Source organism: Photobacterium toruni (assembly GCF_024529955.1).
Lineage (GTDB): Bacteria > Pseudomonadota > Gammaproteobacteria > Enterobacterales > Vibrionaceae > Photobacterium > Photobacterium toruni.
Genome location: NZ_AP024856.1, coordinates 48,290 through 61,144 on the forward strand (window position 1 = coordinate 48,290; position 12,855 = coordinate 61,144).

General features: G+C 38.5%; 14 protein-coding genes and 2 pseudogenes. 8 read left to right on the forward strand and 8 right to left on the reverse strand.

The features are described from left to right. Positions 1 to 132: 132 nt before the first annotated feature. A complete protein-coding gene (locus OC457_RS19490; RefSeq protein WP_262054093.1) occupies positions 133 to 1,077 on the forward strand; it encodes an IS1595-like element ISPma1 family transposase in 945 nt (314 codons plus the stop codon). 161 nt (positions 1,078 to 1,238) lie between these two features. On the opposite strand, the pseudogene OC457_RS20975 reads toward OC457_RS19490, so the two are convergent. After that, positions 1,239 to 1,387: pseudogene (locus OC457_RS20975) on the reverse strand (MerR family DNA-binding transcriptional regulator); the annotation flags it as partial. 252 nt (positions 1,388 to 1,639) lie between these two features. Here OC457_RS20975 and OC457_RS19495 point away from each other — a divergent pair. Further along, the gene (locus OC457_RS19495; RefSeq protein WP_080176593.1) at positions 1,640 to 2,497 is read left to right on the forward strand and encodes a hypothetical protein; all 858 of its coding nucleotides are present in this window, start codon (positions 1,640 to 1,642) and stop codon (positions 2,495 to 2,497) included. A gap of 1 nt (position 2,498) precedes the next feature. Here OC457_RS19495 and OC457_RS19500 read toward each other — a convergent pair whose 3' ends face one another. Beyond that, positions 2,499 to 2,915 (reverse strand): hypothetical protein, encoded by a 417-nt coding sequence (locus OC457_RS19500; RefSeq protein WP_080176592.1) that lies wholly within the window; start codon positions 2,913 to 2,915, stop codon positions 2,499 to 2,501. A 132-nt stretch (positions 2,916 to 3,047) separates the two neighbouring features. On the opposite strand from OC457_RS19500, the gene OC457_RS19505 reads away from it, so the two are divergent. Together OC457_RS19505 and OC457_RS19510 are read left to right on the forward strand one after the other, a co-directional pair. Further along, positions 3,048 to 3,521 (forward strand): lytic transglycosylase domain-containing protein, encoded by a 474-nt coding sequence (locus OC457_RS19505; protein WP_080176591.1) that lies wholly within the window; start codon positions 3,048 to 3,050, stop codon positions 3,519 to 3,521. Positions 3,522 to 3,528: 7 nt separating this feature from the next. Further along, positions 3,529 to 4,149 (forward strand): hypothetical protein, encoded by a 621-nt coding sequence (locus tag OC457_RS19510; RefSeq protein WP_080176590.1) that lies wholly within the window; start codon positions 3,529 to 3,531, stop codon positions 4,147 to 4,149. On the opposite strand, the pseudogene OC457_RS20950 reads toward OC457_RS19510, so the two are convergent. From OC457_RS20950 to OC457_RS19540, 6 genes and pseudogenes are all read right to left on the reverse strand, one after another. After that, positions 4,141 to 4,579: pseudogene (locus OC457_RS20950) on the reverse strand (metal-dependent hydrolase). The gene OC457_RS19510 and the pseudogene OC457_RS20950 sit on opposite strands and share 9 nt — an antisense overlap. A 208-nt stretch (positions 4,580 to 4,787) precedes the next feature. Next, positions 4,788 to 5,804, reverse strand: a complete 1,017-nt coding sequence (locus OC457_RS19520; protein ID WP_262054098.1) for an IS110 family transposase — start codon at positions 5,802 to 5,804, stop codon at positions 4,788 to 4,790. Positions 5,805 to 5,984: 180 nt separating this feature from the next. Continuing rightward, positions 5,985 to 7,088: an RNA-guided endonuclease InsQ/TnpB family protein gene (locus OC457_RS19525; protein WP_262054094.1), complete on the reverse strand. Its 1,104-nt coding sequence runs from the start codon at positions 7,086 to 7,088 to the stop codon at positions 5,985 to 5,987. Positions 7,089 to 7,206: 118 nt separating this feature from the next. Beyond that, positions 7,207 to 7,806, reverse strand: coding sequence for a hypothetical protein (locus OC457_RS19530; protein WP_144379616.1), 600 nt, complete (start codon positions 7,804 to 7,806; stop codon positions 7,207 to 7,209). 34 nt (positions 7,807 to 7,840) lie between these two features. Next, complete coding sequence (locus OC457_RS19535; protein WP_080176317.1) at positions 7,841 to 8,518, reverse strand: hypothetical protein; 678 nt, start codon at positions 8,516 to 8,518, stop codon at positions 7,841 to 7,843. An 80-nt stretch (positions 8,519 to 8,598) separates the two neighbouring features. Beyond that, positions 8,599 to 9,282: a hypothetical protein gene (locus OC457_RS19540; RefSeq protein WP_080176318.1), complete on the reverse strand. Its 684-nt coding sequence runs from the start codon at positions 9,280 to 9,282 to the stop codon at positions 8,599 to 8,601. A 69-nt stretch (positions 9,283 to 9,351) separates the two neighbouring features. Here OC457_RS19540 and OC457_RS19545 point away from each other — a divergent pair, with 69 nt between their 5' ends. From OC457_RS19545 to OC457_RS19560, 4 genes are all read left to right on the forward strand, one after another. Next, positions 9,352 to 9,570 carry a hypothetical protein gene (locus OC457_RS19545; protein WP_080176319.1) on the forward strand — a complete coding sequence of 73 codons (219 nt, stop codon included), beginning with the start codon at positions 9,352 to 9,354 and terminating at the stop codon, positions 9,568 to 9,570. Between the two features lie 158 nt (positions 9,571 to 9,728). Then, entirely contained in the window at positions 9,729 to 10,805 is a 1,077-nt protein-coding gene (locus OC457_RS19550; RefSeq protein WP_080176320.1) for a PD-(D/E)XK nuclease-like domain-containing protein, read from the forward strand. Between the two features lie 11 nt (positions 10,806 to 10,816). After that, a complete protein-coding gene (locus OC457_RS19555; RefSeq protein WP_080176321.1) occupies positions 10,817 to 11,842 on the forward strand; it encodes a recombinase RecT in 1,026 nt (341 codons plus the stop codon). Then, on the forward strand, positions 11,836 to 12,813 hold the full coding sequence (locus tag OC457_RS19560) for a hypothetical protein (RefSeq protein ID WP_080176322.1): 978 nt from the start codon (positions 11,836 to 11,838) through the stop codon (positions 12,811 to 12,813). The genes OC457_RS19555 and OC457_RS19560 overlap by 7 nt, the downstream gene beginning before the upstream one ends. Positions 12,814 to 12,855 lie beyond the last annotated feature (42 nt).

Here is a 12,855-nt window from a genome sequence, read left to right on the forward strand (position 1 = left end):
CGTTGAACATAACAACTATATTAAACTAACTCCACCACATATTATTCATATTGTTACCTGATTACCACTATTTAACAGCCACTGTTAAATTATCTCCTATACTTCAAGATATTGAAGTATAGGAGTGACGTTATGCCTAAGAATTCAATCCAATTTCAGAAAGGCTTTTCTATACCCGAATTTATGCAAATGTATGGGACAGAAATTCAATGTAGAGAGCGTTTATTTAATATTCGATGGAAAAATGGTTACGTTTGCCCTACCTGTGCTTCTAAAAGTTATTGTGAACTTAAATCACGGTCATTATATCAATGTAATAAGTGTCACCATCAGACATCATTGACGGCAGGTACTTTATTTTCCCATTCAAAATTACCGTTAACTACTTGGTTTTTAGCTATTTATCTCATCACACAAGATAAAAACAGTATTTCAGCATTAGAGCTAAAGCGTAAATTAGGGGTTTCTTATAACGCAGCATGGCGAATAAAACATAAGCTCATGCAAGTGATGAAAGAGCATGATGATAATCGAAAGTTAGGCAATATCGTGCAATTGGATGATGCATATATTGGAGGTAAACAAAAAGGAAAGCGAGGACGTGGTGCCAAAGGTAAAACACCTTTTGTATCAGCGATCTCTTTGAATGAAGAAGGTCATCCTATTTATATGCGGCTAAGTGTTGTTTCTTGTTTAAAAAAACAAGAAATTACAGATTGGGCTAAAAAGCATTTACAAGAAAAAACGTTAGTCATATCAGATGTTTTACCCTGTTTTAATGGTCTGTTAGCAGCAGATATTATTCATGGTTCATTACCAAAAAATGGTAAAGAACTTCACCAATATGAAGCTGCATTTTATTGGGTCGATACCATGATTAGTAACGTTAAAAATTCGATAAAAGGGACATATCACGCAATTAGAGAAAAGCATATTCCTCGTTATCTTGGTGAATTCTGTTTTCGATTTAATTATCGGTTTCGAGTTGAAGATATATTCAATACGCTAATTAAATGTGGTGCAAAATCACCACCGATGCCAGAGAAATTATTAACGCTGGCTGAGTCTCGGTGGTAATCAGGTATTGTTAAGCTTTTATCTGAAGATAATAAGAAAGCAATCCCTATTGAAGCTCAATGGTTTATAAAACGTGGTTTTTATGTATTCTCAACGTTGAAGGAAGAAAATGGAAATTCTTATTGGTATCAAATTGTATTAATTAAGTACTCATTTTACTCAAGCGTTGGGGCGGATTCGTTATTCAGCCCCAACAATTCCGCTACATCATAATATCGAGTGCCACCTTTGGTTTTTCTTGCTGGCAGTAACTCGCCTGTTTTTTCCACTTTCTTAAAGTGGCTGGTTCAGTGCCGAGAAGTCGTGCAGCTTAACTAATCGCTTTTCCATAATTATAGATTATAGAAGATTAATCAACTCTGTTATTTACCCAATTCAGTACCAGTTTATCGCGTACTTCATCGACTGTTTCAGCATGCGTCATTAAGACACTAAATAGTTGTATATGTGTTTTATTCATAAAGAAAATACTCACTAATGTTTAGTATAGTGATACATCACATCGGCCTTGGTTAACGATGGAAACAATGGTGTAAAACAATAATAAAAACAGGAGGCCTCGATGATACGATTATTATTTGCAGCAACGATCACCACTTCACTCGCCTCGTGTAGTGTCACCGATAATGCCTATAAAAAAACCTATAAAGACAGACATTCAAATGTCATTTTGGTTAATCAGAATTGTTATTCATACATACACGATCACGCAGGGTTTAATGCCGCGCTAAAGCGTTCAAATAATGAATTTATAAGTTTTAACAATTTAGAACACTGCATTGAATATGGTGGTTACCTAGCGTCATCCTTGCACACGAAATTGCACCCTCAACTAAAAGCCGAGTTATTAAATAAACAGGCAAAAACGATCACTCCACCAGCATTTACTGATGATTTTGCGCCATTTCAGGAGGCTCTTACGGCACCATTTGGTACAACATGTATGAATGCTAGAAATGCTTTCCTTAAAAACAGCAGCGAAATACCAGTTACCTACAAAACCAATAGGCAGTGCATTGTCGATACTGGACATTGGGTAGTGTATACAGCAAGTCAAGACACAGGCAGGATCGTAGAAACTAAGGCTGACAACATTCATGTTGGGCACGTTGTACCCTGGAGCTATATTCAATATAAAAAAGTTGGACGTATATCTAATTATTTGCAATATCGTCTATCTACGGACAGTAACAATCTAATTCCACTCGCAAAACATCAACAAAACAATGGTAATATGATAACAATAGAGTATGACTTCGAAAGGGAGTTATATAATACTATCGGTTGGAATGGAAATAAGAACGATGCCTGTGCATACATTAAAAAATGGCTAACCGTAACGCTTGAATACAACTTATTAGATGAATCTTCACAAGAGTTGGCCACTATAAAAGAAGATATAGTGAAATACTGTTATTAATCTACCAGCCGTACATCTTTCTTGCGTAATATTTACCGGATGGTAGCTGAGAAATATCGCCAGATGTGATGGCAGAAATATCGGGGAATGAACTGTCTAAAGATCTTATGTTTTGATCTAATGCATAAATATCAGTCAATGTAATAGAAGCAGGTAATGATTTCGGGTTCTTAGCAACTCTATCAATCAATGCTGTACATTCAGCAGAAGGAAGTGCTTTGGTCATTATTGCATTAGAACACGTCACATAGAGCTTAGTAATTTTGTTTATCTTTTCGTTGCGGTTGTTGTTGTCATAAATTGTGATGCAATTGACTACGAGCATCAACAATATCAGTATCTTAGGATCACGTGGTATGAGTGATGATAAACGGAATATGCTTATTTCTTTAATTTTTGACACGCTTGTATTGAACATGTGATCGCTCCTTAGTGAACCTTAATTTTATAATTTTCTCGAATGGATGTTGAAATTAGTGAACTTAAAAACGGATGCTTAAGCGTGAAAGGTGGAAGTAAAGAGTCTTAAGATAATAGAAAAGGAGTTCATATGTTCATTGATTTACCCATACACGACGGGTTACCAACACAGCCTCTATCTCACCAAGAACGATGTACTGCTGTCAATATCGCAGCCCATGAAAAAAATGTGCCTCGAGATTATCTCAACTTGCTGATTATCAGTGAAGGCGGCAAAAAAGGTACAGCACGGCAAAACGCAAATAAGTCGTGGGATCTTGGTCCAGCTCAAGTGAATACAATCCACAAAAAACACATTGAGAAGCATTACCCTGATAAAACATGGAGAGATGTGGCTTACGATACTCAGCTAAATATCAATATCAGTGCGGATATTTTTCGTGGGTGTTTAGTACATAAAACAGTTAACTGGAATATATGGGAGGCTGTCGGTTGCTACAACAGCAAAACAGTTAAACATAAAACAAACTATCTACTGAGAACAATGTCGGTGTGGGACAGAATCAAGAAAAGTCCTGCTGAATCGTGCCGTAATTATTGGTGACATCAGGATGAATATAGCAATAATTGATAGGACCATTTTTGGAAAAACACTGCAGCTTGCGCTAGAGGCAGGTAAGCATAATAATGTTTATGTCTATGATAATGCACGCAATGAAGAGTTTCTAGCACACGCCAACGGATTTGACATGGTCATTGTACATCTCGATGCCCTGCCGATTATTGATACATTTCGCGTGATGAAAACGTTCACTAAATCGAATATCATGTGTGACATCATCTTTATTACCAAATATACACAAAAACCGCACATGACGGAGATGTGTGCTTATGTTGGCCACTCTAAATTACTGTCAATGTATACCGATGATTATGATTATGAATGTCTGTTCGATGTTATTGAACAGTACACTGCCAGCCATCAGCCGCCATTGAAAATGTCACGTGTTGCCGCGCAGGTTACGATTAGATCTGGGATGCAAAAATTACTGAAGATGAATGATAAGGAGATTAGTATTCTGGCTGATCTTTCGCGCAATGTCAGTGTAAATAAGACCATGAAAAAATATAAAATTGGCAGTGATAAAGTCCATGAAATTTTATCTACGTTTGAAAGTTTTATTGGATCACCGATTCGTAAATATCGTCATTTATTCCATATCCTATCGTGATCCACCAAAGACAGTAATAAACGCATAGCACGTTAATAGTGCTGTAGATAAATATTCAAATACTGAATTACGGGCAAAAAGTATCGGTAGACGATACCGAGTCTTTGTTATTGGCCACAGTAAATTAGTCCCCGCCTTAGTCGCCATATCACCAACCAAATGTGAAACATAACCAAAGGTCACGGCCAGTGCCACAACATCATCAATAATTGAAAACAAGCCGTAACAAGCCGTAACAAGCAACGCATGCTACCACGCTGTGAAACGCACCTCTATGTCCAAAAATCAGGTTTATTGGTTTCGATAAGAGTATTACCCTTCTGCCTACCGTCGACTGTGGTAAATCAATATCTGGTAATAATGCGCCGATCAGTACCAGAGGAAGATGCGCGATAGATAAGGTATAAAAATGTATGGTCCGCCTCGTTATTGCAAGTGCAAATTTCGATAACGAGGTTGGTTTGCGCTAATGTATTCGGAGTTTAATTGAAGTTAACTTACTTAAACTTCATCTCCACGATAAGCTCCGCGCCAGATAATCCTTAAAAAACCGAAAGTGTATAATCACTGTTTTTTATGTCAGGTCCTTTATTTGGTGGTTTAACCGTTCTGTTATCTCTCTACACATGAAAATCTGATTAATTCATTTTTCTAAATGGCAGTCCTGTTACCATTACTGACCAAGCGATCCTTGCCAACTTATTAGCTAATGCCACAACTGCAACGTTAAATGGTTTTCGTTTTAATAAGTCTGTTATCCAATCCCCAAAAATAGCTTCAGCTATTTTTGGCCTTGATATCAAAGCTCGCGCTCCATGAATAAATAATGTCCTTAATGACTTATTCCCTCGTTTACTGATACCCAGCAGTGTGGATTTCCCTCCAGTTGAATATTGACGAGGAACTAAGCCCATCCATGCCGCTAAATGTCGCCCATTTTTAAAATCTTTTGGTGATGGTACTTCTGATAAACATGCGCTCGCAATCATCGGTCCAATACCTGGGATAGTTTGTAATAATTCACCCATTTCTGATTCTTTCAAAACTGCTTTTATCTTTTTATCTTGCTCAGCAATCTTTTGATGTAAATATTGATAATGTTCATAAAGAACAGCTAATTCTTGGAGCAAAAGTGGTGGTAAGGTGTGATTTTTATCAGCAAGCCACTGAAATAATTTCCCCATAGCCGCATGCCCACGAGGAAAAGTGATACCAAACTCAAGTAGCAGTGCACCAATACGACACATCGTTGCTGTTTGCTCTTTAATAAATCCAGAACGGATGCGTTGTACTGCAGATAAAATTTGAGATTCTTCAGTTTTGACACTAACAAAACGCATTAAAGGTCGAGTAGAAGCTTCAGCGATAGCATCTGCATCAATGTAATCATTTTGGTTAGTTTTTACGTAGGGTTTAACGTATTGAGGAGGGATAAGTTTGGTGTTATGCCCGAAAGATTGGCACTTTCTTGCTAGCCAGTGAGATCCAGCACAAGATTCCATCGCAACAGTAGTTTTATCAAGCTGAAGTAATATTTTTAATAATTGAGCTCGGTTACATTTTTTGCGATATACCTCACGACCCGCATGATCGTGTCCAATTAGATGAAATGAAGTTTTGCCTAAATCAATACCAAGTACTTTAATTAACATGATGGTTCGCCTCCTAATACTCACAACTAAAGCCTAGCGGCTTTAGAGTGAGGCGGACCATCTAATTAAGCCTATGTCACTTTCTAACAAATTGACATCCTCCACCCACCTAGCTTCGCTTATTTCGGTGGGTGATTCCTGTTTCATAGCGAATTGCTTTAACCACGGGGGCTAAAGTCTTATTTACGCTCCACAGGCTAACACTGTTTGCCCAACAGCTTTGATATTTAATGCGGCATTGAGATCTCTATCTCGCCAAGAGTGGCAAGACGGACATTCCCAATGTCGTATATGTAATGGTAAGGAATCGACAACGTGACCACAGCCATTGCAACGCTTAGAACTGGGATAGAACCTGTCAATTTGAACGACAGTACGCCCGTACCATTCGGCTTTATAAGTAAGCTGACGGACGAGTTCACCCCAATTAGCATCGGCAATGTGTTTAGCAAGTTTGTGATTCTTGATCATGTTTTTAACGGCAAGACTTTCCGTGAAGATAAATTGGTTTTCTCTTATCAATGCGGTAGTCAGTTTATGGGAAAAGTCTCGACGACAATCAGCAATTTTAGCGTTGATACGTGCAACTTTGATACGTGCTTTATTGCGATTATTAGACCCTTTCTTTTTACGAGAAAGGTTACGTTGAGCTTTAGCCAATTTCTTAGCATAACGTTTTGTGTATTTTTGATTGCCCGTTCTTACACCATCGGAAGTAACAAAAATGTCTTTCAAGCCTAAATCGATACCCACTGATTTTTTACTAACGGGCAGTGATTTAGGGTCGAACTGGCAACGACAAGCAACAAAGTATCTGCCTGTGCTGTCTTTAGTAACAGTAACGGTTGTGGGGTCGCTGGGTAATTTCCGTGACCAACGAACATCAAGCGGTTCGCTACATTTGGCTAATGTGATTTGACCATCACGATAGTAAAACGCAGATTTGGTGAACTCAGCCGACTGTTTAGCGTGTTTTTTCTTAAACTTTGGGTAGTTTGCTCGGTGTTCAAAGAAATTACGAAAAGCGGTTTGCTGGTGTCGAAGTGCTTGTTGTAGCGGCACGCAAGAGACTTCATTAAGCCACTCGAACTCAGCTTGTTTTTTGAGTTGAGTCAATAAGCTAGAAGCCTTGTTGTAATTGATTTTCTCATTGTCACTGTAATAAGCGTCAGTGCGGTGTTTGAGAATTTGATTGTAGACAACACGGACACAGCCGAACGTCCTAGCCAGTAAATTTTCCTGACTAGGTGTTGGGTACAAACGGAACTTCATCGCTATGTCTTTCATACTTACAAGTATAGACCCTAGTTTGTGAGGTTGTATTAATTTAGCAATACGGAGCGGCATTTCCTCCCTTCACGCTTCGCGACTACGGAAGAGGTATCCATGCTGGAAATTAAGATGATTAATGGCTATCATTAACACGACTATCCGATTCAATTATGCGTCGGTCTAATTCATCGTAAGCCTCTTGCGCTGCGATTCGTGTGGTTTTGCGTGCCATTTTAACCAAATTATTCGCGTCATAAGGCATGTATAGCAGCACATACGAACGGTACGTAACACCCTCTTTTTGTATTAATTTATCGATGACTTTATAGCCTGACAAATCAACTTCTTTAACCAACTTATCGACAACCTGTTGGGCTTCTGATTGCAGTTGAGCGTTATCACCCTCACCGGACTCACGAACAAAGCTACGTTCATTACCACTGACCAACTGCTTATACTGTTTAGCAAGCGCGAATTCTGCATCTAATGTTGATTTCATCACTGAGGTTTTTAACAATCGACCGGTTGATGTTCCGGCTGCATAAAAACCTGAACCTGTCGGTTGCGGCACTTGTACGTACCAATCAGGGATATTATCAATGACCTCATCAACACGATCTTCGCGTTGTTCAAATTGTTTCTCTACTAATTTTTCATGACGTTCTAATGGTGATGTCGAACAGCCAATCAAGCCAATACTTAACATTGTTATCAATGTAATATTATTCATCATCGTTTCCTTTTTATGAGTCTAATATCGTAATACATCAAATTGGATTTTTTTTTCGAAAACTCGAAATAAAGTTATAAATGCTAAATATTGCGATAAAAGGGACAACAACCGAGACACCAACCGTGATGCACGACGATAAACCACCAGCAAATACAGCAAGTATTTCCATTAACTCGTTCTTAAAAAAATAACTGATTAGTGAAATGATAAGAGAAAACAGCAGTAATCCTCTTACCGATGTTTTTAAGTCTTGCGATGAAGGCATCATGTTGACAGTGATTGATGCAACTAACCATGCGTAAATAACCCATTTCACATCCAACGTTGACATTCTATCTAATACAAACTGTAGTGCGTTTACATTATTATCAAATATTGGGTAGCCAAAAAATTGGGTAATAAAATAGATCAGCACACTTCCTATATATAACGGTGCCAACCCAACAAATACCACCAAAACCTCATTTATTAATGTCGGTTTATAACGATAAACAACATAACCTGCACAACCGTTATTTACACTTGGATCTTGAATAAACTTTGCATCATCTATTTGAAATCCGACACACCGTGCAATTAAATAATGGCTCATTTCATGTATCGGCACACCGATGATTCCAAAGAGGTAATAAGTGATTTTGTTTTTGACCGTAAGTTTTGGGATCAATAACAAAAGTAAAAAAGGAACAATAAGGCTATGAACGTCGCTCATTCCGCATCCTAAATAAGAACCATGTAAGTGTTAATATACGGCGGTAGCAGATCACTATCTGAAAATAACCATGCTAATTTTCACTCATTAATTGTAATGACGCGGAACGGTACATTGTAAAGTTGACACCAAAATGCACGTTGACGGACAAGCGGCGTATCATCACGATTACATAAGATGATTGCAGCAGTTGACAAGTGAAGCAGAGCTAAATCGATAAATGGTTGATATAAATTAGATTTACGCGCCGAAAATACTTTTGATATGACATCAAAATTAGCACGCTCCCTGTTCGCTAACCATGTAACCGTTTTATACCGTGTGCTGAAATGATTGATACGTTCACAAATACGATCATCAACCAATTCAGTACAGTCGTCACGGCAATCTATCAAATAACCGAGAAAATAGTCTTCCTTACACATATGTTGGTAAGTACCGCATAACATCACGTTTGAAGGACGTTTCAACTTTATTAATGCCGTAATATCACGATTGGAAACGGCATTAGGACCGAGATTTATTTTTGTCAGTACATAATTATTATTGCTGTTAGCTATGACGTCATAACACTCCTGAATATTGGGCATTATAGAATCGCCAATCCAGTGATTATTATTCTTCACTACTAAATTGTAGCCATTTTTAGTTATACCAGCACATTTGGTGTCGTCATTTAACATTATGAGCGGAACACCGCAGCCAGAACCAAAAGACCGTTTTTTCTGGTTTTCAGCAAAGGGCAATATAAACTTTAAATCCACGATCATCATCCATAAATATATCGAATAATGATGTAATACATCGATTCAATAACAATTAATGGAGTTTATATGGTTACTACAGTAAATAACTCGGCAGCGGCAATTATCGTCAAACTAAACGTCCATATTAGTGCTGATGAGCCTGGCGATGTACGTTCAATCCTCGACGAAGTGTGCACAACACTCACTCAAGAAATCATTGACGAAGTAATAGCATCATTAAAAACAACCATGCCATTGTATGAATTTTCATATTGCCGCGATGATGGCTGGGATTTAACGATTTGAGCAGTGTCGATAATCTATAGCAATGCATAACGTCACTTATCGACAGCTACAACCCACTGAATTAATTAGAATAATAGAAAATATTTTTTAACTTTAACCTTGTAATCCTCGCTGGCGTCACTATACTCATTTATATAGTTAGCAGCGAAGTGAATTTTATGTCTTTAATGGAAGCGATGTCAGCAAGCGAAGTCATTACCAATTTTAAATTTCCAGGCATGATTTGTGAGGTCAAACGTGCCTACGATAAATACAACAAGCCGACTTATAAAGATGATAACGGTGAGCTGATTGAGGGCATCTATATTGATTTAGAAAATGAGGTTTATCACTCCTTACCTGCTTACAGTAGCTCCCAGATCAAAACGTTGGTAACGAAGACACCTGCGCATTTCTATCGTCAATATCTTAGCGGCATAGACAGAAAACGAACCACTAAACAGACACAAAATACTCTCGATGCGGGTACATATGGTCATGAGCTAATATTAGAACCACATGGCTTTTACGACCGTTATTTCCGTGGTATTACCGCAAGCGATTATCCTGATGCGTTATCACTGTCTGTAGCAGGTTATAGAGAAATGTGTGCTGATAGAGGTATTACAATACCAAAGACGGCTAAAAAAGAACGTTGTATTGAAGCATTAAAACAAGCTGAACCTCAGCTTGAGTTTCTCGATGATTTAATTACTCAACACAATAACAATACCAGCCACACGGGTAAAAAAGAGATTGATCCTATTGTGTGGGACGATGCACACCGTGTCCTAGAGTCACAGCAAGAAAATGAAATAGCCAATGCATTAGTTAAAAATGGATTGCCTGAAATATCGTTTATTACAAAATGTCCGATCACTGGCATGTGGCTAAAGTGTCGATTTGATTGGTTACGTTTTGACAACATTGCAGTCGATGTGAAAACCACGAGGAGCACCAACCCAATAGAATTTGCCAAGCAATCAGGCAACTTGGGTTATCACATTCAGGAGGCATTTTACACATATGTAGCATCTATTCTGGGCGTGAAAATAACTAACTTTATTTTCCTAACCGTTGAGTATGTCGAATGTGATTGGTGCGAAGTGTACGAACTCGATGATGGTGAGGACGCCATGCAGAAAATGATAGATGGATTAAACCTATTGAAACACTGCAAAGAAACAAACAGCTGGCGAGGATACTCTCATACTGACACGATTCGAAAAATTAAAATCCCCAATTATCTACTTTAAAGGTGATAACCTTGAATTATACACAATCATTAGCCTATCAAGCGATCATGGCAACCAAGGTTGAGTTTCAAAAAATCGTTGATACCAATGGTGCAAATTTGAATGTCGATAATGAACTGACATACATGTCGCAATGGCTAGAAAACACAGGTCCGAATGTGTGGGCAAACATCGATGCTAATTCTGTTTATTATGCAGCACTGCAAGCAGCACGCGTTGGTCTTACCTTATGTCCATTTAATAAACTGGCATTGTTTGTGGTACGCAATGACGGAATGAATGCGTATGCCGAATACATGCCAACCTATCATGGTTATATAAAACTCGCATGTGATAGTGGCCTTGTACAACAGATCACCTCATCGTGTGTTTTTCGTGATGACAATTTCACTTACCATGGTGCATTTAAACTACCTGACCACTCTGCGAAAACACTCTCTGATCGTATTGAAGACCGCGGCGAACTCGACGGTAGTTTTGCCATTGCCATTTTAAATTCTGGTGTCGTTTTTTGTGAAAAATTATCCGCAGATGAACTGAACGAAATTCAAGAAAAAATGCGTATGTCATTGAATTTTACTGTGTGGGATTCAGTGTTTGTCCACCAGATGTACCGTAAATCAGCAATACGTCGACTAATGAGATTATTGTTACCTCAGTTAGCCGAGCAATCCGAGAGTGAATCGTATATACAACGATTGAATGGCGCAATGGCTGGAGAGGACTCCATGTGGGATAAAATACAAGGCTCAGTTGGACGTCAGCATGTCATCGATAACAATATGCCTCCGACACCACCTAGCAATGTGCAAGCAGCTCCCTCTGTAGCAAGCAGTACACCTCAAAACAGTGTCACAAATAATAATGGTGTTAACATCCACAATATACAAAAGCTGCACAAAATAAATCACAAAAATGTGGTAAGTGAAAATACCGATCTCATGGCAAAACTTGTTAAAAATGAGAGTGATATACGCGTATTTGAAACGCCATCATCAACGAACAAAATGCCAACAAAAGGGTTAGGAGAATGGTAAAAATCTTTACAGCTCACCGCATACGCGGCAGCAATTGGACATTCGAGGTGAATAGTACACGTCAGCCAACTGAAGTTTCGTGGGTAAACAATAAATTAAATAAAAAACGAAGCTACTCTGGCAGTGTAGGCCAAGTGACGTCAAAAATAGGCGAGCTGTTTGCTCAATATGCACGAGATGACAACTATGCTATTAAGTTGAGCATCGACAGTGATAATGTGATGCTTGGTGCGCCTAAATCATTACGACCAATATTTCCTACTTTTACAGCAACGAATAACTATGACGTAAGTGGTTCGTTCATGAGCTTTGAAAATGCTGACGACGTTCAACCATGTGTATTAAAGATATTTAGCAAAGATGCCGACTATTTTGCTTACCTTGTACACTGGCAAGGCAAGATGATTGGGATGTCCCTTCAGAACTGGCAGAAAATCGTGCCTTTATGGCGAGAGAATGATCACGACGTCACCGCTTTAGTCGGCCTGCATCGTGATGGAACGATGGAATTTGTCGACTTTATTGACAATGGAAATGAAGATGAGCAATTGCTACGTAACTTGCGAGCGTGCTTTCCTGCTATAAATCGCCATGATGAGTCTCAATTTATGTTCGGCTTAAACCAACAAAAGGAATTAATACTTTATAAGCCGTACATTGACATTGGTGTTATCGTTAGACGTTACCACAACACAGAAAAATGCTGGGAGTTAACGTATGCAGAAGAAATTGGGGACGATACCTGTGATGGTGATGAAATAATAAAGCTAAGGACAAATGCGCTGGATGATAAACGACTCTACTCAGGCGCAATAGTACGAATAAAGGCCATTATCAAAAATGGATCAATAACACGAATTGTTGATTATACTGTGACACCAGATTTAGACGATAATGAAGATTTTACCTGTGGGCAAATGAATGCGCACTATTTATACCCACATGGTCAATTTGCGACATACGAGATGTAATTTAATTAATGCCATATGATCGACAGTTAATAAAGGCATCTC

Coding starts and splice junctions, on each gene's coding strand:
- OC457_RS19535 (WP_080176317.1), bottom strand. CDS start 8,518: ATGAGCGACGTTCATAGCCTTATTGTTCCTTTTTTACTTTTGTTATTG.
- OC457_RS19505 (WP_080176591.1), top strand. CDS start 3,048: ATGTTCATTGATTTACCCATACACGACGGGTTACCAACACAGCCTCTA.
- OC457_RS19545 (WP_080176319.1), top strand. CDS start 9,352: ATGGTTACTACAGTAAATAACTCGGCAGCGGCAATTATCGTCAAACTA.
- OC457_RS19500 (WP_080176592.1), bottom strand. CDS start 2,915: ATGTTCAATACAAGCGTGTCAAAAATTAAAGAAATAAGCATATTCCGT.
- OC457_RS19495 (WP_080176593.1), top strand. CDS start 1,640: ATGATACGATTATTATTTGCAGCAACGATCACCACTTCACTCGCCTCG.
- OC457_RS19560 (WP_080176322.1), top strand. CDS start 11,836: ATGGTAAAAATCTTTACAGCTCACCGCATACGCGGCAGCAATTGGACA.
- OC457_RS19550 (WP_080176320.1), top strand. CDS start 9,729: ATGTCTTTAATGGAAGCGATGTCAGCAAGCGAAGTCATTACCAATTTT.
- OC457_RS19525 (WP_262054094.1), bottom strand. CDS start 7,088: ATGAAAGACATAGCGATGAAGTTCCGTTTGTACCCAACACCTAGTCAG.
- OC457_RS19490 (WP_262054093.1), top strand. CDS start 133: ATGCCTAAGAATTCAATCCAATTTCAGAAAGGCTTTTCTATACCCGAA.
- OC457_RS19510 (WP_080176590.1), top strand. CDS start 3,529: ATGAATATAGCAATAATTGATAGGACCATTTTTGGAAAAACACTGCAG.
- OC457_RS19530 (WP_144379616.1), bottom strand. CDS start 7,806: ATGATGAATAATATTACATTGATAACAATGTTAAGTATTGGCTTGATT.